The sequence below is a fragment of the Mesobacillus maritimus genome, assembly GCF_044803185.1.
Lineage (GTDB): Bacteria > Bacillota > Bacilli > Bacillales > Cytobacillaceae > Mesobacillus_B > Mesobacillus_B maritimus_B.
Window position 1 is genome coordinate 5,280,600 of the sequence record NZ_CP085225.1, and the last position, 22,079, is coordinate 5,302,678.

The 22,079-nt window shown below is 41.1% G+C and carries 25 protein-coding genes and 1 riboswitch; of the genes, 10 read left to right on the plus strand and 15 right to left on the minus strand.

Going from position 1 to position 22,079, the window contains the following annotated elements; genetic code table 11:
* Position 1 precedes the first annotated feature (1 nt).
* From phnG to LG336_RS25455, 5 genes are all read right to left on the minus strand, one after another.
* Positions 2-424: a phosphonate C-P lyase system protein PhnG gene (phnG, locus tag LG336_RS25435; protein ID WP_404330263.1), complete on the minus strand. Its 423-nt coding sequence runs from the start codon at positions 422-424 to the stop codon at positions 2-4.
* Positions 425-449: 25 nt separating this feature from the next.
* Positions 450-593 carry a hypothetical protein gene (locus LG336_RS25440; protein ID WP_404330264.1) on the minus strand — a complete coding sequence of 48 codons (144 nt, stop codon included), beginning with the start codon at positions 591-593 and terminating at the stop codon, positions 450-452.
* A 66-nt stretch (positions 594-659) separates the two neighbouring features.
* A complete protein-coding gene (locus tag LG336_RS25445; RefSeq protein WP_404330265.1) occupies positions 660-1,361 on the minus strand; it encodes a GntR family transcriptional regulator in 702 nt (233 codons plus the stop codon).
* A gap of 202 nt (positions 1,362-1,563) precedes the next feature.
* Positions 1,564-2,196: a DapH/DapD/GlmU-related protein gene (locus LG336_RS25450; protein WP_404330266.1), complete on the minus strand. Its 633-nt coding sequence runs from the start codon at positions 2,194-2,196 to the stop codon at positions 1,564-1,566.
* A 27-nt stretch (positions 2,197-2,223) separates the two neighbouring features.
* On the minus strand, positions 2,224-3,087 hold the full coding sequence (locus LG336_RS25455; protein WP_404330267.1) for a PHP domain-containing protein: 864 nt from the start codon (positions 3,085-3,087) through the stop codon (positions 2,224-2,226).
* Between the two features lie 647 nt (positions 3,088-3,734).
* On the opposite strand from LG336_RS25455, the gene LG336_RS25460 reads away from it, so the two are divergent.
* The 3 genes from LG336_RS25460 (at position 3,735) to LG336_RS25470 (ending at position 4,414) form a co-directional block, all read left to right on the plus strand.
* On the plus strand, positions 3,735-3,950 hold the full coding sequence (locus LG336_RS25460) for a DUF1659 domain-containing protein (protein WP_404330268.1): 216 nt from the start codon (positions 3,735-3,737) through the stop codon (positions 3,948-3,950).
* 32 nt (positions 3,951-3,982) lie between these two features.
* Positions 3,983-4,201, plus strand: a complete 219-nt coding sequence (locus LG336_RS25465) for a DUF2922 domain-containing protein (RefSeq protein WP_404330269.1) — start codon at positions 3,983-3,985, stop codon at positions 4,199-4,201.
* A gap of 69 nt (positions 4,202-4,270) precedes the next feature.
* A complete protein-coding gene (locus tag LG336_RS25470) occupies positions 4,271-4,414 on the plus strand; it encodes a YvrJ family protein (protein ID WP_404330270.1) in 144 nt (47 codons plus the stop codon).
* Positions 4,415-4,696: 282 nt separating this feature from the next.
* On the opposite strand, the gene LG336_RS25475 is transcribed toward LG336_RS25470, so the two are convergent.
* A complete protein-coding gene (locus tag LG336_RS25475; RefSeq protein WP_404330271.1) occupies positions 4,697-4,957 on the minus strand; it encodes a hypothetical protein in 261 nt (86 codons plus the stop codon).
* A 469-nt stretch (positions 4,958-5,426) separates the two neighbouring features.
* Here LG336_RS25475 and LG336_RS25480 point away from each other — a divergent pair, with 469 nt between their 5' ends.
* From LG336_RS25480 to LG336_RS25505, 6 genes are all read left to right on the plus strand, one after another.
* Positions 5,427-5,858 (plus strand): hypothetical protein, encoded by a 432-nt coding sequence (locus tag LG336_RS25480; protein ID WP_404330272.1) that lies wholly within the window; start codon positions 5,427-5,429, stop codon positions 5,856-5,858.
* A gap of 780 nt (positions 5,859-6,638) precedes the next feature.
* On the plus strand, positions 6,639-8,285 hold the full coding sequence (locus LG336_RS25485; RefSeq protein WP_404330273.1) for a PhoX family protein: 1,647 nt from the start codon (positions 6,639-6,641) through the stop codon (positions 8,283-8,285).
* Positions 8,286-8,365: 80 nt separating this feature from the next.
* The gene (locus LG336_RS25490; RefSeq protein WP_404330274.1) at positions 8,366-8,548 is read left to right on the plus strand and encodes a hypothetical protein; all 183 of its coding nucleotides are present in this window, start codon (positions 8,366-8,368) and stop codon (positions 8,546-8,548) included.
* A gap of 15 nt (positions 8,549-8,563) precedes the next feature.
* Positions 8,564-8,815: a twin-arginine translocase TatA/TatE family subunit gene (locus LG336_RS25495; RefSeq protein ID WP_404330275.1), complete on the plus strand. Its 252-nt coding sequence runs from the start codon at positions 8,564-8,566 to the stop codon at positions 8,813-8,815.
* Between the two features lie 177 nt (positions 8,816-8,992).
* Complete coding sequence (tatC, locus tag LG336_RS25500) at positions 8,993-9,718, plus strand: twin-arginine translocase subunit TatC (RefSeq protein WP_404330276.1); 726 nt, start codon at positions 8,993-8,995, stop codon at positions 9,716-9,718.
* A gap of 501 nt (positions 9,719-10,219) precedes the next feature.
* A complete protein-coding gene (locus tag LG336_RS25505) occupies positions 10,220-11,158 on the plus strand; it encodes a metallophosphoesterase (RefSeq protein WP_404330277.1) in 939 nt (312 codons plus the stop codon).
* 182 nt (positions 11,159-11,340) lie between these two features.
* Here the strand turns inward: LG336_RS25505 and LG336_RS25510 are convergent, their stop codons facing one another.
* The 9 genes from LG336_RS25510 to LG336_RS25550 form a co-directional block, all read right to left on the minus strand.
* Entirely contained in the window at positions 11,341-12,207 is an 867-nt protein-coding gene (locus tag LG336_RS25510) for an N-acetylmuramoyl-L-alanine amidase (RefSeq protein WP_404330278.1), read from the minus strand.
* Positions 12,208-12,440: 233 nt separating this feature from the next.
* Positions 12,441-13,520 (minus strand): M14 family zinc carboxypeptidase, encoded by a 1,080-nt coding sequence (locus tag LG336_RS25515; protein WP_404330279.1) that lies wholly within the window; start codon positions 13,518-13,520, stop codon positions 12,441-12,443.
* A gap of 612 nt (positions 13,521-14,132) precedes the next feature.
* Positions 14,133-14,996, minus strand: coding sequence for a 5'-methylthioadenosine nucleosidase (locus tag LG336_RS25520; protein WP_404330280.1), 864 nt, complete (start codon positions 14,994-14,996; stop codon positions 14,133-14,135).
* 116 nt (positions 14,997-15,112) lie between these two features.
* A riboswitch (purine riboswitch) is annotated at positions 15,113-15,216 on the minus strand.
* 310 nt (positions 15,217-15,526) lie between these two features.
* On the minus strand, positions 15,527-16,804 hold the full coding sequence (locus LG336_RS25525) for a TRAP transporter large permease (protein ID WP_404330281.1): 1,278 nt from the start codon (positions 16,802-16,804) through the stop codon (positions 15,527-15,529).
* A 39-nt stretch (positions 16,805-16,843) separates the two neighbouring features.
* The gene (locus LG336_RS25530) at positions 16,844-17,338 is read right to left on the minus strand and encodes a TRAP transporter small permease (protein WP_404330282.1); all 495 of its coding nucleotides are present in this window, start codon (positions 17,336-17,338) and stop codon (positions 16,844-16,846) included.
* 78 nt (positions 17,339-17,416) lie between these two features.
* Positions 17,417-18,502, minus strand: coding sequence for a TRAP transporter substrate-binding protein DctP (gene dctP, locus LG336_RS25535; protein ID WP_404330283.1), 1,086 nt, complete (start codon positions 18,500-18,502; stop codon positions 17,417-17,419).
* 48 nt (positions 18,503-18,550) lie between these two features.
* Positions 18,551-19,420: an oxaloacetate decarboxylase gene (locus LG336_RS25540; RefSeq protein ID WP_404330284.1), complete on the minus strand. Its 870-nt coding sequence runs from the start codon at positions 19,418-19,420 to the stop codon at positions 18,551-18,553.
* A 13-nt stretch (positions 19,421-19,433) separates the two neighbouring features.
* On the minus strand, positions 19,434-19,955 hold the full coding sequence (locus LG336_RS25545) for a 3-isopropylmalate dehydratase (RefSeq protein ID WP_404330285.1): 522 nt from the start codon (positions 19,953-19,955) through the stop codon (positions 19,434-19,436).
* Positions 19,956-19,960: 5 nt separating this feature from the next.
* Positions 19,961-21,247: an aconitase family protein gene (locus LG336_RS25550; RefSeq protein WP_404330286.1), complete on the minus strand. Its 1,287-nt coding sequence runs from the start codon at positions 21,245-21,247 to the stop codon at positions 19,961-19,963.
* A gap of 129 nt (positions 21,248-21,376) precedes the next feature.
* Between LG336_RS25550 and LG336_RS25555 the strand changes: the two genes are divergently transcribed.
* The gene (locus LG336_RS25555) at positions 21,377-21,967 is read left to right on the plus strand and encodes a TetR/AcrR family transcriptional regulator (RefSeq protein WP_404330287.1); all 591 of its coding nucleotides are present in this window, start codon (positions 21,377-21,379) and stop codon (positions 21,965-21,967) included.
* Positions 21,968-22,079 lie beyond the last annotated feature (112 nt).

A 22,079-nucleotide genomic window follows, 5' to 3' on the forward strand; every position in this document is an offset into this window, starting at 1 on the left:
ATTAAACATCCATTGTTTCGAAGTCTACTTTTGTTTTTAAAATCGTGTGGCTGGCCGCGGCTCTTTGCTCTAGAATCAGTTTTTCCTCGTTCTCAAGCAATCGGACCCACCCTATCGTTTCAGGCAGCTTTGCCTCAAAGGCAGCGTCAATCACAGCAAGATTATACGCCAGCTCAGGCTGATCGCCTGTGACAATGCCAATTCCAATGGTTCCTTTGATTTGAACCTTACATTCCGTTACGAGCACTTCCCCAGGATAAAATAAGCTATTTTGGGAAGTCTCGCGGACTTTCACCATCACTAAACCACTTTCTGGCTCCTGAATGACCTTCACCTGATAGTGTTCATCGATCACATGGACCATGTCTTCTGTCCGTTTTTGAGAGCCATTGATTAAAATCTCTGTTCTTCGTCTTCTCTTCATCTATAGGCCTCCGTCTGTCTTTGTTCTACATGCTTAACTCTACCTTGTTGCCAAGTGAGCGAATGTAAAAGAACAATGAAGTTTGTATCGTTTTTGTAAAGGCCATATGAAAATAAACAGTGACAAAGCGACGCTTCTTCCGTCCCAAGTGGTCCGTCCCAGAAAACAAAAAAATCGACCTCCTGGTGGCCGATTTCCTCAGATCCTATTCTTATATATTTCCGGTAACAATCGATTAAATCACATAGGTAAAACAATCACTGCGATACATAATCTTTGAGTATTCTAGTACTTTCCCGGTTGTTTTATCGGTACATCCGGATTCTAGCAGAATAAGGGGGACTAGGCTGGGACATTTTAATAAATCTCGCTCTACTTTTATTGGAAAGTTGACGCTGAGTCGGCTCTTCATGGGCTCAAATTCCGTGTACCCTTGCTGTCGATAATAATGAAAAATGGAGTCAATTTCCTTGCCTTCCCTTTCAATATTTTCAAAAAGGGATTGAGGCAAAAACGAGGTATGTACCGCAATTGGACAGTCTTCCACGATCCGCAATCGACTAATTTTAAACACGGCCTCTTCACGCTCTGCTCTTAATGTATGATAAATGGTAGAATCATATGGAATTCTTTCACAAGATAGATTGACTGTACGAAATTCATACTTTAACTCCTGCATTTTTTCAGTAAAACTAACATCTCCTGTTAAGATAAGCGGAATTTGGAGTTTCTGGATTTGGACATAGCTCCCTTTCCCTTGCTTTGAAAAGATATAACCGAGCTCCTGCAAACGCTCATAAACCTTCCGAATCACCATTCTAGGTACTTGATACAAGTCAGCTAGCTCATTTTCCGAAGGTAACTTTTCATTCGGTTTATATTTCCCTTCCCGTATTTCCGAAATCAGCCGATCGACCAACAATGCTTTTTCAGACATCCAGGCTCTGCCCCTTTCGAAACCTAATCTATATCCATTTTACTGTTTGAATATAAAGAAATTGTTAAATTCAGGTAAAGTTTTCTCACCGGCGGAATCCTACTTCTGCTTTTACCCGTCAACAACCCATGACTGAAGTCGTGGGTTCTTGCCTACTTCCTAAAAAAAGACCTAATCTAAGACTAGGACTCATGAAACAAGATTATCCATGATTTTTAAGAAACGTTTCTAAATCGTTTAATTCCTCAAAATGGGCTTCCAGTTTTTCTCTTGGCCAATCCCACCAGGCAATCTCAAGCAATTGATTCGCTACTTCTTTAGAAAACCTTCTTTTGATTGGCCTTGCAGGAACACCGACAACAATCGTATAGGGCTCCACGTCTTTTGTTACGACAGCCCCCGCCCCCACGACAGCCCCAGTACCAATCTCAACGCCCTTCATAATAGTTGCCCCATGACCGATCCAGACATCATGGCCAATTTTCACGCTATGGGTCCGCCGCCAATCAAAAAGGGCTTCGTCATCTTCCTTCGCAAACTGATAGGCCACTTTTCGATACGTCATATGGTGTTGGCTCACTCGGTCCATCGGATGCTGGACCGGGTTTATGCATACATGGGACGCAATCGAACAAAATTTGCCTATTTCTGCATAATTCACCGTTACATCGTCCATTGTGTAGGTATACTTGCCAAAGATGGATTCAATGATATGATTATTTTCCCCAATCGCGGTCCACTCCCCTGCATGGCTATTGATGACTTGACTCGATTCGGCAATGCTCGGGGTGGATGATAGCTTCCTCGCTTTTTTTGGCTGATAGATAAGTGGCATGTTGGATGGCTCAGCTCCTTTAGTCCATTATTTCGATTTTGCAGTCAGGTCTCTTCTTGCTTTTAATGCCTTTAGAGTCTCGATACCTGGGCTTTTGCTCCCAATCTGTACAGGCTGTTCCCCATACGCGCCGTGAAAATCCGATCCCCCTGTCATGATCAGGTCATATTGACTTGCAAGCCTTTTGGCCTCCTCTTCATATGCCTCATGATGCAATGGATGCCAAACCTCGATTCCCTGCAAGCCCGCCTCGACTAATGCCGGGACCATTTCAAAGTTGCCATACTGCCCTGGATGAGCCAGCACTGGTACCCCACCGGCAAGACGGATCGCTTTCACAGCTGTTATTGCATCCATATATTCCATTGGAATAAACGCAATCCCCGGTGCTTCTCCATTTTTACCGCGATTAAATAATTTTTTATAAAGGGGACCATAAATCGAATCGGTATATCCGGCTTCGATCAATGCATGCATGATATGCTGCTTGTAAACCCCCGTTCCTCCGTGGGCGATTTCCAAACAGCGCTCCCAAGTAATCTCATACCCTGCAGCGATCAATCTCTCAACCATTTCCTCAGAAGCTTTATGCCTTTTGGTAACAAGTGGCTGACATATGGTCTCAATCGCCTCATGTCCAGGTTCAATAAAATATCCTAGAATATGTACGCGCCGGCCTCTTGCAAAATCAAACCCTGATACCTCAATCCCTGGAATGACTTCAATGCCGTATCTCTCCCCCGTTTCAACCGCCTCTACAAGACCTTTCGTCGTATCATGATTCGTAATCGCTAAATGAGTAACACCTTGAACAAGAGCCAACTCCACGACCTCAACAATAGACAGTGGACAATCCGAAATATTCGTATGACAATGCAATTCAACCTTCATCCAAGTCCCTCCTTTCCCTTTGCTTTAAGGATAACTTGGTACCAAGTGAACAATGTTAACCGTAAGTAAATTGTTTGTAAAAAGAGACACAGGGACAGGTTCACTGTCTCTAAATCCCAAAACTCCAAAATCTATGGACGGACAAGGTTTCCCCTCCAAGTTGAAAGGCCAGGCAAGCGCTTTTTTCTTGCAGGGCCTTTCATCTTATCAACTTATGTATAATAGAACAGCCTTATCCAAACCTCTCAATTTATAAGAATATAGCCTATCTCCTGTTAAGGGATTCAATGCCTACACTCCTATCTCTTATAGCATTGTTAATGACGGGAAATGCTCACCGACCAATAAATTCTACCTATTTTTATTTGAGACAAGATACCTGTCCCTCTCGCACAAAATAACTTTTTGTTACAAACTTATAACCCAGTAATCAAACGTTTGTACAAATTAACATTAATACAATAGGTTCCCGATCCTCTCACCCCTATGTAAAATCAAAACCAATCTCGATGCTATAGCTCAGTTTGCTTTTCCGGAATAATAGAATCATCAAACGCAATGGCTTCTAAAACCTAAGACAATGTACCTGTCCCCCTGTCCTTTTTTTGACTTTTTGGCTATATAGAGAGTGAAAGGAGGTGAGCGACATGGCACAAGCAATGTTAAAGGATTCACGTATCACATTGGTGTTTGAGACAGGCTTGAATGAAAAGGGTGAACCCATTTTTAAAGGGAAGTCTTATGCAAACGTTCGTAAAGAGGCAACTGCTGACCAGCTTCATCAAGCTGCAACGGCCCTTGGAGGTCTTAGTTCATATCCACTAAGCTCCGTGGAACGAACAGACAATCACGACATTATCTAATCTACCTTTAAAAATGGAAGGAGGTGAACAGAATGGCTAAAACATTGGAACTTCAGTTTATGACTGATCTTGGGAAAGTCGCTCGCCTAACCGTCGACAATCCTGTTGAACCTGTTGACACTGCTGCTGTAAAGCTGGCAATGGAAAGCATCGTTGCATCCAACGCCTTTTTCTCCAGCTATGGGAATCTAGCAGGCGTCAGTGGCGCACGCGTCGTCGAACGGAATGTCACTGAATATGAAATCATCTAATAAGAGTAAAGCCGGTTTCCGCAAAGGGACCGGCTTTTCTACTAAACTTTTAAAAAAGGAGGAACTGACATGCAAGAGCTCATCCCACTAATTAGTGAAGTAGGGTTCCCCGTCGTCGTTACATTGTACTTGCTTTACAGAATTGAAGCCAAGCTAGACAATGTCGTAGAGTCGATTCAGAGCCTGCCCGAGCGAATGAGAGAACGGGCTTGAGGAGTTAGGGACACGGTGTTTTCCTTGTCCCTTTCTTTCAGAAACACTTTTTACATTTTTTAAAATTCATTGGAATATAAAAATTTCTATAGGAAAGTTCTGCATCACTGATGGATTCAAACTGGTACCAGCCACCATCCCTCAAGTTTCGTTCAATTCTTTTAGTACTAGTTTCATTAGATAAGATATATGAACAAGAGTCAGTATGTACTGTGCAACATTTATCGGGGTAATCCACATTCAACCAAACCATTTTAGTATCCACCTTCCCATGAAATTCTATCACCAATCATTTCCCCTTATTCTATGATCCATTAGAATGGCAAATAAGTATGAAGGCGCTTGAAGTCTTTGCAGTGGAACAGTGTTTTCTAATGGTACATATTTTAGGGCTTCAGCAAAAATGCTTTTTGAAACCATACGATTCGTTCTGTTTAGTTGGATGACATTCCCTTTTACACGATAGGTAAATTCTCCACCTCTAATTTGTTTAAATACTTGCCCTTCATGTTCAAGTACTCGATTCCAAATGATTTCTATCATAAAAATCAGCCCTTCCAATTTTAAGAATAAAAAGGGATCTCACAATGATTTACGGAGAGTATTATCTGGTAATCTATTTCTTCACTTGAACCAAAATACCTCCAATTCCTAATATAAAAATGAGTTATCACCCCTTCTTTAATACCATGCAATCTGCTTTCCTCATAAAAAAGCATTCTTAATATAGGGTCCGTTTCCTATTACTTAAAGAACTGGCATCCCAATCCAAGAACCTTATCGCCTCACCCTATTAGAGGTAGAAAGAAAAATAAAGCGAGTTGGCCTCATCCACTGTTCCCCACTAGCTGGGACAACGAACCTGTCCCCTTGTCTCTTTTTTGAAAATTTGATTCTAATCACGGAAAATAATGAGGATGTGTCTTACTATAGTACTAACGGACATAGTGGGGCAAGGATAAACCCCATTTTGCGCACACAAAAAACTATAGGATAAAGGAGACGAAGCATCATGAAAAAGCTTGGATTATTTTTAATCACTAGCGCATTAACATTAGGCTTAGCAGCTTGCGGCGGATCAGAGGAAGAAGTGAGTACGCCAGCGAGCGAAGAAACACCTGCTACTCAGCAAGAAGAAACAAGCACTGACACACCCACAACAGCAGCAGATGCTGATTCATTTACCATTACTGCAACGAACTGGGATTTCACTTCAGATAATGAGTTGGTAATCAAGAAAGGCTCAACAGTTGAATTGAATTTAGTCAACAAAGAAGGCTTTCATACAGTAGGAAATGAAGAATTAGGAATCGAACTTACCGCTGACGCACCTGTAGAATTCACAGCAGATGCCGTAGGCGAATACGAATTAATTTGTTCAACTATTTGCGGCGCGATGGAAGACCACGAAGCCATGACCATTACACTTAAAGTAGTCGAATAAGGGAAAAATTAAGCTAGGAGTCCCCTTCCCTTCCGGAAGTTGACCGCTAGCTTTTTTTCATCAAATCCCTCTACCTTAAAACATGTGGACGGTTCCTCCGTCCCACAGAAGCTATAACATTGTTGTAAGGGCATTAAGTTCCTTCTTGCAGCACACAATAATTTTTGTTAGTTATACCTTTGAGGACATCGGGACGGTTCTAATGTCCATTCAAATCTCGACAGAACTGGGTGGTGGAACCGTCCCCGTGTTTCGGGATGATCGGGGGTCTCGTATACGTATGAAAGAGAGAAGCTAGAGTATCGATTTAAAAATGAAGACATAGAAATAGTCAATGAATAACTTTAGGGGGACATAGGTTCTTTGTCCCACCCATTCTTCTAGAATAGATTTCTCTAATTCCACTAATCAAACGTTTGAATAGTTTCGACTTGGTGTGACAAGCTTCTTCGGACTTCACCCCCATGTAGAACTAAAAACCGGTGAGCAGACCTCTCCGGTTTTACTATTTTATTATAAGGAACGCAACCCCATTCACTTACACCATCTTTTTATCCTGGGACAAGGTGCCTGTCCCTCTGCCCCTGTCCAGACTGGGACAAGGAACCTGTCCCCTTGTCCCGCTGTAGGTCTTTTTTCCTGAATTTTCATGATTTACAAAATCCTCAAACTCTATTAACACTGGGTTAATGTTTGTTCTCTAGAATTCCAAATGTAGGTTGTTATTTACAATTTTCAACAAAAACAATCAAATCATTATAAAAAGGGAGCGATGAATACATGGATCGTCGTAGTTTTTTAACGTATATGGGAACAGGTACTGCCGCAGTTGTAGCTGCAACTTCAGGTTTGGATGCGTTTGTTCCTAAAGCAAGTGCCGCAACAGCCAACCATCTAATGGATGGACAACCAAAGGGAGGGAAAGGCAAGCCTCTAACTGTACCATTTAAAGAAATCAACCGTTCATGGGAAAATGAACTCCTTCTCCCTAAAGGCTACAACTACAATATCATTGCTTCTTATGGCGATGTCATCAATTCAAAAGGCGAGAAATTCGGAGATGCCGCTGACTTAACGGTTTACTTTCCAATCGATAGTTTAGAAGGTGGAAACAACTCTGAAGATGGTCTTATCTGGGTTAACCATGAGTTCCCTGAACCAGACAATTACATGCAAATCCTCGGCATCAATCCGGATACATATAATAAAAAAGATCTAGCGAAGTACCCTGCATTTTTAAAGATGCAGAAAGAAGCCGTTGGCGGTTCTGTCATCCATGTTAAAAAAGAAAAAGGCAAGTGGACCCTGGTTCAGGATGACAAGTACAACCGTCGTGTTGATGGGACAACTCCAATTCAATTGACCGGTCCTGCTGCGGGAAGTTCTGCTGTAAAAGGAGCAAAAGTGGTTGAAGGTTCACTTGGAAACTGCAGCGGTGGACTTACACTTTGGAACACAGCCCTTTCTTGTGAGGAAAATACGGAGTATGGCGACGATTACGGTTGGCCAAACTTTACGGACGAGCACTACGGCTGGGTCATGGAAGTGAATCCATTCGACGCCAACGCACCGGTTCGTAAACACACTGCGCTTGGCCGCTTTGCTCACGAAAATGCGGCAATGGGTCAAACAAAGGACGGCCGAGTGGTCGTATATATGGGCGATGACTCCCGCGGCGAATGTTTTTACAAGTTTGTTAGTAAAAAGAAATTCAATCCAAACAATCGTGAAGCAAACTTCTCTCTTTTAGAAGAAGGAACTTTGTATGTAGCTGACCTTGGCAAGCAAACTTGGGTTGCACTCGATTACGATACCAATACAAAACTACAAAACTATGAAAAAGACGGCAAAAAATTCTTTACCAGCCAAGCTGATGTCTTAACCTATGCACGTGAAGCTGCAGCCGCTGTTGGCGGAACGAAGCTTGACCGTCCGGAAGATGTTGAAATTCATCCAATTGACGGAAGTGTCTTCTTAGCGTTAACCAATAACTCCAATCACGGGAACTTCCATGGCCAGATCTATCGTTTTGTTCCAGCAAACGGGGACCATGCGAGCGAAACTTTTACATTCGAAGTCTTTATTTCCGGTGGACAGCAAAGCGGAATTACTTGCCCAGACAACCTACACTTTGACAGCAAAGGGAATCTTTGGGTGGTCGAGGACTTTGGTGCGACAGAGGACAATCAATATGCTCAATATAAAAACTGTGGCGTGTTTATGGTGCCAACCGATGGCAAAAACTATGGCGATCCATTCCAATTCGCATCAGGCCCTCAAGGTTGTGAGGTTACCGGGCCATGGTTGACTCCAGATGAGCGCACGTTGTTTGTCGATGTCCAACATCCAAGCACATGGAACCAACACCCAGGTCAGAAGTTCGGCCGCTCTTGCCTAGTTGCGATTCAAGGTGGATCTTTTAAATAAGAAAAGCAAAGCACTGGTAAAAAATGAAGGTGTAAACCACTTAAGGTTTACACCTTCCTTATAAGAGAGGAGTCTTTGTCGTGATTATCGTGTGCAAACAGCATGTCAATCAAGGATTGAAAATGATTTTCCTCCCCCATATTCACCCGATCAGCTATGAGGAAAAACGGACTGGAGAAGTAAAATGCCAAGTCTGCGCACAGAACGCCGACTACAAATTGTACAACTTTGAACGTCAACACCAACACAAGCAAGCGATATAAAAAGGAGGAAACGTGATGCTACAAAATATCGGAATCCCTGGGTTAATCCTCATCCTTGTCATTGCCCTCGTGATTTTCGGACCGAAAAAATTACCGGAAATCGGCCGTGCCTTCGGAAGCACCTTGAAGGAATTTAAAAAGTCCACTCGCGAGCTAGTTTCAGAGGACGAAACGACTCCGCAAGCAGCAGAGGCAAAAGCAGATGCTAAGGACGAAACAGCGGCAGATGCTAAGGAAAAGGAAGCGAAGAACCAAAAGGCCGTATAAACCAGAAAGGATGGGCCTTGAAGAATCGAATGGGTAAAAGTTGAACATGTGGAAGGCTTCATTCCTGCTTTTACCTATGAAATTCGGCGATCGAAGCCAGATATTGAATTTGAAGAGATAGAAGATGTAGGTAGCGTTCTATGACTTGCATCTTTTTTCATGAAAAGAGGTGTATTGATGGAGAGTCAGGAATTGAATATGGTTGATCATTTAAGCGAACTACGGAAGCGCCTGTTTATCATCCTTGGGAGCTTTATGCTGTTGTTTATTGTTGCGTTTATCTATGTAGAGGAGATTTACCATTATCTGTTGCAGGATTCAGAAATCCAACTAGCCATCCTAGGTCCTAGCGACATCATTTGGGTTTATTTTATGCTCGCAGGAGTCGTTGCAATTGCCGGCATCATCCCCATTGCCGCACACCAAATTTGGCTGTTCGTCAAACCGGCGTTGTCGGTCAGTGAACGGAAAGTCACGTTGGCCTATATTCCGGCGTTGTTTATCTTATTTATCGTTGGAATCAGTTTTGGCTATTTTATCATTTTCCCGATTGTCTTTGACTTTTTGCTCAGTTTAGCCGGTGACCTGTTCATGAGCTTTTTCACCGCTGATAAATACTTTCGGTTTATGATGAACATCGTCCTTCCATTCGGCTGTTTGTTCGAGCTCCCGGTCATTATCATGTTCCTAACAAGCATCGGCGTGCTGAATCCATACCGCCTGGCAAAAATGAGAAAGTACTCGTACTTCGGCCTCATTGTCACAGCCGTCCTCATCACGCCACCGGACATTGTCTCAGATATACTCGTCATCATCCCACTGCTGTTCCTATACGAATGCAGCGTGATGCTATCCAAAATCGTCTACCGAAAAAAACAAAAACAAGAACTCGCACTAAACTAAATGGACAGGGGAACGGGACAGGGGGACAGGTTCCTTGTCCCGCTCCTCTGCCAGGGACTGGGACACGGTGCCTGTCCCTAGTGTCCCGCTGGGGGATGGCCAAAGCCTCCCCTTTTTCGTGTTGGTTCGAAAATACCGAGGCATCCCTGTGGCTTTTCGATAAAGTTGACCTAAATTCTTTAATGATTTGTAAATCTATGTAAAGTTCTTATGAAATCTGTTAACCTGGGAATCTCACAAATCCAGATCCTTCGAACTAATTTTAAGAGATGATTCCCCTTCTCTCTTCCTGTCAAGAAACGATTCTCTTAAAAAAATTCTATTTCCCCTTCTTTCTACCCAAGACCAACTTATTGTTTTCTCCTGCCTTTTCACTCGGACATTCATACTCTTTACATCTTCTTAACAGTTTTAATAAAACCCTTACGTGTAAGTCATCGGTTTTTTAAGAATATTTACTAAACTGCATATGAATAAACGAAAATAGGAAGGGGAATGATTATGCATCATAAACAAAAAAGAACACAAATCAAATTAAAATGCTTAACCGCCGTGGCGGCACTTGGAATGGCCCTTACAGTTGGAAGTCCAGCTTCATCGGTCCTTGCGAAGGCTGAGGAAAAGCCGAAATTTGAATTTGGAATTATTCCAGATATACAGTATTGCGACTGTGAGATTAACGGTACGCGTCATTACCGTGAATCGGTGGACAAGCTTAAGGATGCTGCACATACGCTGAATAAAGAGGATGTAGCGTTCACGGTTCAAACAGGAGATTTAATCGATCGTAACCTTTCAAGCTTCTCGACCATTCTGCCAGTCTTCAACACAATCGAAAGTCCGAAATATCATGTCCTAGGCAATCATGACTTCCCTGTTCCTACAGACGAGGTCGTCGACATTCTCGATATGCCAAACCAGTACTATGATTTTAAATACAAGAACTGGCGCTTTATTGTCCTTGATACGAATGACCTTAGTCTTTATGCCAATCCGGAAGGGTCTGAAAAGTACAAGGAAGCTCAAAACATGTACGATGCAATTAAAAACAACAATGAAATCAACGCACAAACTTGGAATGGCGGGGTCAGCGAGGAACAACTCTCATGGCTTAGCGGCGTCCTTGATCAAGCCGCACAAAGGCAAGAAAAAGTCGTCGTTTTCTCGCATATGCCAGTCGCACCTGAAAACAATCACAATGTCTGGAACGATGAGGCTGTTGTGAAGGAATTGGAAGCACACGGAAATGTCGTTGCTTATTTTAACGGTCATAATCACGTTGGAAACTATCAATTAAAGAACGGTATTCACTACGTAAACCTTGAAGGAATGGTCGAAACCGCTGACACCACTTCCTATTCCATTGTCCGTGTTTTCAAGGATCACTTAGAAATCGATGGCTTTGGCCGTGAAGCGGATCGTGTATTAAAAATTCAATAAGATGGAAAGAGACCTCTCTTCAAATGAACCGAGGGCCTTCCTGCAATGAGAGAATTGGATCCAACAGTATTAAAAAAGGTAACTAATTTTTCAGAAAAACCGGGGCATCCACTGTGCCGCCCCGGTTTTTGCCCTTATGATATCTTCCATTCCCTTTATCCCACGTGTTCATTTAGTTCATTTTATCGATTCAAAAACTCTGCCACAGCCGCTGCCACTTCAAATCGATCTTTTCCGGTTAAAGAAATAATTTTATCTGCTTGTAAACCACTCGCTGAACCGCCAACCACATACAATTCCTTGGCAATCTTGCCGTTTGGCAGTGCCGCTCTTGTATAAATCGGCGCTTTTAAGCGGGCAGCCAACATTTCAGCTGACGCAAAGTCAGGAAAACCACCAATCACAATGGCTTTATCCATCAAAGCGGATCCCCCCTTATCTGGTTGTGTGGGTGTCGGCTTAGTAGGGGCTGGTTTTGGAGTTGGGCTTGGCGCCGGTTTTGCTACCGCCTTTTTTCTTAAACCATACGCTTTGACCACACCATTTACATGCCCCTGAGCAATTTTATTAAGAATGGAAGCCTGTTTAAGTTTCGCTACATCACCGGAGTTGTCAATGAACAAATTCTCAGTTAAAATTGCATCCATTTTACTTTCACGGAGCATAAAAAAGTCTGCCCTTTTCTTTCCGCGATCACGCACACCATCTAATTCCTTCATCACTTCCGCATGGAGGATATCTTGGTTTCTTTTCGTCACCCCACCAACACCGGGATAAATAAACGTCTCAAACCCAGTTCCTCCTCCGGCGTTGATGTGAACCGATATTAAAAAGTCAGCATTCCAATTATTCGCCATATCTGTCCGCTGCCGAAGAGACATAGTTTTGTCTGTTTCACGACTTAACCTTACTTGAACATTTTCATATGTTAGCAACAGTTGTTGCATCTTTTTTGCAATCTGCAACGTTAAATTCTTTTCCTGCAGCCCACTTCCCACAGCACCTGAATCTGTACCGCCATGGCCAGGGTCAATAAAAATCTTCACCATATCAGCATCGACTCCTTCCATTCATAACTATGTAGAAGGAAAGATTGAGTCGTGGGCTTTTAATTGAAACCCAAGAATTACCACTACCGAAACATGGGGATGGTTCCTGTCCCTCTGACTTTCACATCGGTGGATTATTATTTTTAAAAAAAACAAAAGAAAAAAGAGCTGCTTTAAACAGCTCTAAAAACGGTGAGGATAACTCGGGTGGTGACAGTGAAACGCACCCCATCTTAATAATCAGTTAAATATCCCACAGCATCGTAAGCAGGGATATCGTACCAACGACTTTCATCCACTGTAAACACTTCACCAGAAGCAAGTCCGTAAAGAATTGATTTCAATCCTAAATAGTTCTGCTTTGTTAAATATCCATTCGACTTTTGACCTAAGCTATTATCTCTTGAATTCCCTTTTGTTTCAAAAAAGATTGCTGGATTACTATGTTTTGTTGGATTAATTCCGTCATAATTTAATCCCAACATCATTGCTGAAACGACGCCACCTTTTATATCAATGAAGTATTTTTCATCACCGCCAACTTGGTATCGATCAATATGTGTGTAACCATAATCCTTTAGGTCTTCGTATACATACGAAACCATTTGTTTTGTAACTGTATTGTATGACCCATCTTTAATTCCAGGTAGTGTTGGACCGTCTGGAGCTAATGAGATTCCCAAAGAAAAAGAAGTAGATTCATTTGTCCCAGCTACAGTTTTAAATCCTTGATGGTGAAGATCAATCGCATAGTCGGGTTTAACATCTGCCCAGTATTTGTATACAACTAACGATTCTGCTCCTTTAAAACCGCCGAGTGTCCAATCACGGTTCAAGTCAATACCATTAATATTTCCTCGTGTATTCGCAATGGATCCGTCAGGATTATACATCGGAATTACATAAATGGTTAACTCCTGTAAGATTGTCTCTACATCCGAACTTTTACTCTTACTTAAGTTCTTTAATAATTGTAAAGCTGCTTCTGTTACAAGCTTTTCATCTCCGTGAATTTGAGCCTGAACCCATACTTTTGTTTCCCCACTACCTATAGTAGCTGCGTAAATACTTCTTCCTTTTTCCGTTGTGCCATAGTCATCCAAAGTAAATACATTAACCTTTCCTTTGCTTGTATGCTCAATATCGCCTAATATCTTAATCATATCCTCATAGGTTACAATGCTACTAATCGTGTCATTTCCGTTTGTTGAAGGTCCATTAGGTATCGTTTTTTCCGCAAAAGCAGTTGGAGTAAACATCATACAAGCAATCATAATCATTACAGTTACACAATAAAACGGTTTCCTCTTCATCTTTACATCCCCTTTGTTTCTTCATAGAAACGTTTGTTAGTTTCATTTTTAAAATTTAGAACCTATTAAAATCCCCCCATAATAACTTTAGTTTTATGTATGACTCTAAGCTGTTTTAATTATTGGAATATTGTTTAATATATTAACAGCTTCGACAAAACTTCTGATATAGTTTCAATTTAATAGAGTTTTCGACAAAAAGGGACATGCCCCTTTTTAGGCCGGAGGACAAAGGGTCAAAGGTTCCTTGTTCCATCGGGGCGTAACTGTGACGGGAACCAACAAATTTCATGTATTTACAGCAAAACACTTCCATTATTTGTAATAAATTTCTATATAATAGAATTTAGATAGGGTGCTACAATGTACCTGCGGTGATCCATTTCTATTGAAAAATGATGGGGGAGAAACATTCATGTCTGATGATAATGAGGTTTTATTGGATAAAGGAAATACTTTTTTCCTGTAGCAAAACCATTGAGGCGTTTTGGAAAATGACCATGGGTTATACTAATTTATCATTCGACAAAACTCGGGTGGCGACAGTTTTTAATTGCGCCCGAACCTAAAGAAAAAAGAGCTGCTTTAAACAGCTCCTTAAACGGTGAGGATTTACTTTTTATTATTAATCTGTGAGATATACTGTTTCACTACTTCGTACACATATTCTTGGTTTGCGGCTGCAGTATCTGGGTTATATTGACCGCCATTCGTTTTATTATTAGATAGAATTCGAATAACCAATGAAGGTACCTCATACTGTGTAGCGATTTGGGCTGCTGATGCGCCTTCCATTTCTTCTACGGATGTACCATAATTCTCATGGAACCATTTAATGCGATCGACTTCATTATTCCAAACGTCTGCAGAACCGATGGTCCCTTCGACGATTTTCCCCTTCGTGTACTTATCCTTTACTGCATGAGCTGCTGCAAGCAAGTCCTTATCGCCTTCGTAGTAACGAATGTTTTCAGCATCAGGATCTTCTCCGGCACTTCCCTCGGAAGCCATTAAGTCCATTGGAATCCAATTCGTTGGTTCGATTCCTTCGTTTTCACCCAAACTTCCTGTTTTTAATGAACCGATGTTTGTTACCTTTTTACCTAAAACAATATCAAACACGTTTAAACTTGGGTCATGTCCGCCAGATGTTCCTTGGTTGATGATGGCGATTGGGTCATATTTTTCAATAGCTAAAGCAGTCGCTGCCGCTGTATTTTCCATTCCCTTACCTGTTTTGACCACGATAACTGGATAGTTGTCCACTTTCCCTTTGTAAAATACAAATGTTCCTGACTTTTCCACTTTCACTTTGTCTAATCTTTCTGCAAAGTTTTCCGCTTCGATTGGCATTGGACCTTGAATAATGATTGGCCTCTGTGCACTTTCGACTACCGTTTCCACTTGAGAATTAGCACTGCAACCTGAAAGCAACAATACAGCAATAGCTGCAAATGCAATAAACTTTTTCAACATAAAATCTCTCCTTTTTATTGTTGTTTGATACACTCGGAGAATTTGGCCAAAACAAAAAGGTTTAGACAGGTACCCTTCTAAACCTACGAAAGTTAAAGTATAGCGAATGCTAAAAAAAGCCATATACTTTAACTCGTAGTCTAGTTCTTTCATTGGGAACCAGGTAGAAACGCTCAGACCATATTACCGAGCATATACGAGTCGTGCTATTAAAGATTATCACTCTTACTACTATGCAAATATAACAAACTCAAATTAAAATTTCAACAAAAAGGTGAACTTTATTTTTAAAAAATCGTATTAACGTTCGTGTTTTGCGTTTAAATATGAAATATCCCGGGTGTAATTCCCTTTTTAAAAACCAAACTACTGAAACTCTAGTGATTTCAGTAGTTTGGTTTTTATTATTTGTTTTTTGGTAGTTTTCCGTAAACGGCTCTAGCGTGAGGGTCTGGCCCAATGGCCAAAAACAACCTACAGTGCATACAATCCAGAATGGGACATGAGAACCGCCCCCAAGTCCTTCCCTACTACATCTTCGACGGAAGGTACAACACCAATTCTGGAAATAAGATGAGCAAGAACACTACAAATAAGAGAACGCCTATAAACGGGATGGACCCTTGAAGTACCTTTTTGATGCTCACACCCGATTGCTGACTTGTGATATATAAGTTGATTCCTACTGGTGGGGTAACTAGGCCAATCTCTAGTACAAGTACGACGACAATCCCAAACCAGATTGGATCATATCCCATGCTAGTAATCAACGGAAATACTAGCGGAAGGGTTAATAGCATTGAGCCAAACAAATCTAAGAATAAACCTAATATTAAGTACATTAAAATAACCAATAATAGTACGCCTATTGGGGAAAGATTAGTAGATTCAATATAACTGATCAATGAGTTCCCTAGTCGGCTAAAGGCAATGAAATAGGAGAATAAAGTGGCTCCTACTAGAATCACAAAAATCATACAGGTTTGTTTCACTGTCTCCACTAATGCCTCTACCATGAGTTTGACATTCAATCGTTTGATAAGGAAGCCAATAACAAGTGCACCAAACGCACCAAAGGCAGCTGCTTCTGTTGACGTTCCAATACCTGTATAAATCGCAATAATGACGATGAAGATAAGGAGCAAGACAGGCCAAATATGTTTAATAGAAGCTAGTCTTTCATTCCAACTTGACCTCTCTACAACACTTCCATTCTTGATCGCAACAGCAACTACCACAATACACAATAAAAAGGCTAGCAAGAGTCCTGGAATAATCCCGGAAATTAATAAACTGCCAATAGATGTTTCAGTTTGAATTGCGTAAACGATTAGCGGTACACTAGGTGGAATTAAGGCGGCCAACGTTCCACTAGAAGAGGCAACCAATCCTGCTGAAAAGGACTCTGAGTATTTAGAACGAATCATTTGCGGAACGGCCACTTTGGACATAATTGAAGTGGAGGCAATACTAGAACCAGAAAGAGCACCGAATGCGGCACTTGAGAATACAGTAGCGACACCCACTCCTCCCGGCTTATGTCCAATCCATTTTAAGATACAATCAAATAAATCCTCCGCAATTCGGCTCTTTGAAATAAAATTCGCCATTAAAATAAACATCGGAATCGTCGTATAACTAAAGCCATTCACACTTCGATAGGCTGTGGTCCCCATGATTCCCATCAAAGCATCCCAACCAGACACCAACCAAACCCCTGCTGTACCAATAATTAACAAGACAAAAGCAATGGGCATCCCAATAAATATAAAGATAAGCAGCAAAGCCGTTAAAATTGCAACTGTCAAAATCTTCACCTCACTTCGATATGTATAAAAATACTTTATTTAGCCTTTTACCTGCTCCTTTGTATCCTTTGATGAGATAAAAAGGGAAAGTATGAGCCTTAAGGACATGACAAAAGACCCTAAGGATATGACAAATACAGCTGGAGCGAGGGGATATGCGACACTACTAATCGAACGAATATCTTGATTTAAATGTCGTGTAAATAATAAGAAAGAAGTATAAGTAAGGACGAGGAATATACTTACAGATAGAATCTTAACGAGAAGGTCCAATATGAACTTTCCCTTATCAGGCAACATACGTTCAAGAATGGTAACCTTAACGTGGCCACCTTCCTTTTGCGTAAAACTCATCGCAAGAAAAACAACAAAAACCATTAAATATTCTCCTGTAAACTCGATAACCCCGGCAATTGGTTTATCGAAGAAATATCGAGTAATCACATTTGTAAAAATGAGAAGCATCATAATAAATAGGGCAAAGCTTGCAATATAAACAAACAGCTGATCCAACTTATTTAATAGCCTTAACATAGTCCACCTCCACTAGTTCATTCTTGATTGAAAGGGTATCCATCAACAGATGAATACCCATTCCTTTATGTCATTTTCCTATTGTGCTAGTAGTTCTTCATATTGGGCTAATACTTCCCCGATCTTAGACCCACTTGCTTTTTGTTCTTCGACATAGCTACTATTAAATTCATCAAACATTTCTTTCCATGCATTCTTTTCACTATCTGTTAATGCCTTAATCTCCATATTCTTCGACCATTCTGCAAGAATTTTTTCATTCTGCTCATCATCGGCCTTACTTCCGCTATCTGCCACTTCTTTTCCTGCCTGCAACATTGCTTGCTGTACATTTTCAGGAAGGGACTGCCACACATTTTCGTTTATAATGAATCCACAGCTTCCTGCCCCAAAGCTAACACCTTGTGTTCCGTATTCAATCAATTCTCCTAAACCAAAGGAATCAAGAGTGGTAGAATATTGAGCAACTTGATCAACAATCCCCTTTTCCATTCCCTCGTATAATTCAGGTGTTGCAATGGTGACTGGAGTTCCTCCAAAATGTTCAATTAATGCACTCATAAAGGCACCAGAGCTTCTTACTTGTTGTCCTTTCAGATCCTCAGGAGCAGTAACTAATCCCTTTGTACTGAAAAGATCATATGGGTTGGTTACATATCCGACTAAAGGGCGTACTCCATTTTTCAAGTAATCCTCTTCAAGTATTGGATCCTGTTGAATAAGTTCATGGAACGCTTTTGAACCATGATTACTTGATGAAATTAATCCAGGAAAACTTGCAATCGAACCACTATACGGCATCCGATCCGATGTATAAGAAGGGATGAAAAATGCAATATCCGTTACACCTTGGGAAGTTAAGTCCAAATAATCACTCACATTCCCTAGCTGTTGGGAAGGATAAAATTCAAACTCAACCTGTCCTTCTGTCAGTTCCTCAACTCTTTCCATAAATGGAACAGTAACTGTACTAGAGAAAAAGGCCTCCGGTGCTTCATGGGTAGCAAGCTTTAACACAATTTTTTCTTTCGAGTCATTTGACTTGTCTCCTTCTCCACTACCCTCGGATGAAGAACCACTTGTTGAATCCGTTCCACCACTACAGGCTGCAAGAAGCATCATGATACAGATGAACCAGAATGAATTTTTAAGAATCTTTTTCATTAATAACCCTCCTCATTTTTAAATATCGAATTATTCAGAACTCTATTGTTAGACTTTAGCAGAAAGATATTTTTCTTGTAGTTCCTCAATTTCTTTAAATCCAATAATCTCTTTAAACTCGTTTAGAGTCATCATATCTCCTTGGATTTCCTTGGTCTTTCTGGTTGTGACAACCTCATTTAGACCCTTCTGAATTGCCGCACTTGTAAGCAGTAGGGAAACTAGTGGGAAATGCACAAACTTACAATTCATTTCTCTTAGTAATTCTTCTGGTAGACCATTCTCTGCATATTTAATCATCTGTAATGAAATCGGAGCCTTAATGCTCTTTCCAAATTTGACTAGACCATACTCATCCCCGTTCACATATGACAATGGTTGAATGAAGTCCGCTCCAGCCTCAATATAGGCATTGGCTCTTTCGACAGCCTCGTCTCCCTCAGCATCTGTTCTGCCAATGATGACAAAGTCAGGGTCTGTTCTCGCGTCAACTGCTGCTTTAATCTTGGCTATCCCTTCTTCAATTGGAATCAATTCTGGCTTGGTTGTAATCCCTAGTGGGCACCTTTTTGGGACAAGTTGATCCTCTAACGTAATCCCTGCAATCCCTGCATTCTCAAATGACCTGACTGTTCTCATTACATTGATTGCATTTCCATATCCAGTATCTGCATCTGCAATAACAGGAACATCAACTGCATTGGAAATATTTTGAACAACCATTAAATTTTCAGTAGCTGTATAAAGCTCTGCATCGGGTAAACCTAGGAAACTAGCAGAAACACCGAAACCCGTTGTAAAAACCGCATCAAATCCAGCTCTCTCAATCATTTTTCCACTTAAAGCATCGTAAGCACCAGCAGTATAGATGAATTCCTTTTCCTCAATCATTCTTCTTAACGCAGTTGTTTTCCTCATGCCTCTTCCCCCTTTATCCATTCAGTTGTTCTGCTGCAAATCGTTTTTTCAAATACTCTATATGGCCACCTAGTTCAATGATGTTTTTATCTGATGGCGGAATAGGCTTATAGATTATTTCTTTTTGAGTAGACTCATTGATAATCGTATTTTCATTCCAGTTAACAGTGAGTTGATCAAATCGTTTCACCTTACCCAATATTCCTTCACACGTTATCAACGGAACCCCATCAGCTACTTGACCACGGTAAAAACCTGGAGAAAAGGATTCGGCAATAATACCTGCTAGCCCAAGATGTCGAAGAACGAGCATGGGTGGTTTATGGGGGTGCCCATATCCAAAGTTTCTGCCCCCTAGAATCCAATCCCCTTTTTGAATCTTCTGTGCAAAATCAGGTTCATAGGAGGTCATACAAACCTTCACTAAGTTATCCATATTTGTTTCTTTAATATTTTCAATTCCAATGACACGGTCAATATCATAATGGGACTCATCAAAAACCCATATGGCACGTCCTTTTAGCTGGTTATCCATTCCACTCACCCCTTACTCTCGATTAAGGAATCTGACCCCATATATTTTCTAGGGTCTGTAATCACCCCGTCAATTGCAGACGCAGCAACAGTGGCTGAACTAACCAAGTAGATATCAGCATCCGGACTTCCCATCCGGCCAGGGACATTCAGAGTGGCGGTTGACAATGCCTTTTGCCCTGCTGAAATGGTTCCACTCCTACCAAAGCAAAAGTCACAACTAGGCGCAGAAATAAAAGCCCCAGCTTGTAAAAAGATTGATAATAGTCCTTCTTCGGAGGCCTGATGCATTAAGTCGTTAGAAGATGGAATAATATTCAATTTAAAAGTAGAGGCGACTTTTCTCCCTTTTAGAATTTCTGCCGCCACCCTCATGTCATCAATCGTCCCCCCTACACAAGAGCCAATATAGCCTTGATCAATCTTCGTTCCAGCCACTTGGCTCAATGGAGCTACATTTGCTGGTGAAGGTGGTAAGACCACTAGGGGCTCAAGATCCGTTAAATCAATGACATACTCGTTCTCATACTTCGCGTCAGAATCAGGCTTAACCATTTCAAACTCGTTCAAGGCACGGTCCTTTAAATACTCTTCTACCTGGTGGTCTGGTACAACAATGGCACTTACCGCCCCGACAAACATTGCTAAACCACAAATAATCGCACGCGCATCGATGCTTAAATGCGCTACCGCTGGTCCATCAATTTCAAGTACATTTGACAAACATCCATCTGGTCCAATTTTAGATTGTATATAGTTATAAATATCCCTTGCCGTAACACCCAGTCTCGGCTTACCTGTTAAAGTAATCTTAACACTCCCAGGGACTTGCACCATAACCTTCTCCGAGAAATAAGCCTCAAATAAATATCTACGGTTCCCGATGGCCAACGCCCCCAAAGAACCTAAAGCGCTTACATGACCATCATAATGGAATAAAAACGAGCCTGGTGTAGCATAGCCTAATTCACGAGAAAGTTGATGTCCAATTCCTTTTCGTTCATATAGGGTAATCCCCTGTTCCTCTGCAAAACGGCGGGTTTGTTCATGAAATGCTTCCTCTTTTGCTGTAATCGTCGGTGTCATATGGTCAATAAACAAAACAAATTTTTCTGGATTCTTCACCTTTTGAATTCCAAACTCTTCTTTCATTTGTTTTTCAATCCGGTCAGTATAACCTGGAAAGTCATAAGCCAACACATAATCAGGAGATACCATTACTTCCTCACCTGGTTTGACAGCCTCGTTCCCGGATACTCGAGCAAGTATTTTTTCCGACAGTGTCATTCCCATAAAATCCACCTCCACTTATTTTGACCATGGTCACTGACCGTGGTCATTGTTTTTCTAAATTATATTATGTATAATCAAGTTAAGTCAATCGAATTTTCAGAATTCAATAAAATATAAGTGGAGGACGAAATGAATCAGAGACAATTAAATGCCTTACAGACTAGAGAAAGCATCTTTAAAGTGGCCTTAGAACTATTTATTCAAAACGGCTTTGAAAACGTATCCATTACAGATATTACCCAAAAGGCTGGTACAGCAAAAGGAACCTTCTACACACACTTCAAATCAAAGGACCAAGTCATTGTTGAGCATTTTAAAGGAATTGACCGTTACTATGAAGAAGTGCTAGAAAAGCTCACAGATGAAGGGTCCAACTACGAAAAAATCATCACAATTTTAAGAGAAGGATTTTTATATACTGAAAATATAGGGAAAGAATTATTAAAAGTAGTTTTAATCAATCAAATAAGCGGTAATGAAGAAATTCCTTATGTTATGGACAAAACGAGAAGAATTTATCGGATAGTGTTGAAGCTAATTGTGGATGGGCAAAAAAGTGGGGAGTTTGTTCCTGACAGGGACCCCGACGAACTAGTAATGGCGATTTTACAACACTACAGCGGCATTTATATGCGTTGGTGCTTGTTGGAGGAAAACGAAACACTATCAGAGCTTGGCATTAAATCCTTAAAAATGTTAATTGATAGTTTCAAAGCTTAATACTTTTTCAGGTATACTGCTGCTCTAGATAAAAAGAGAGCACTCTACGCTTTTCCTCCTACGGTGAGAGGTGGTTTTCTTGTTTACACCGTCTTTGGGACACAGTACCTGT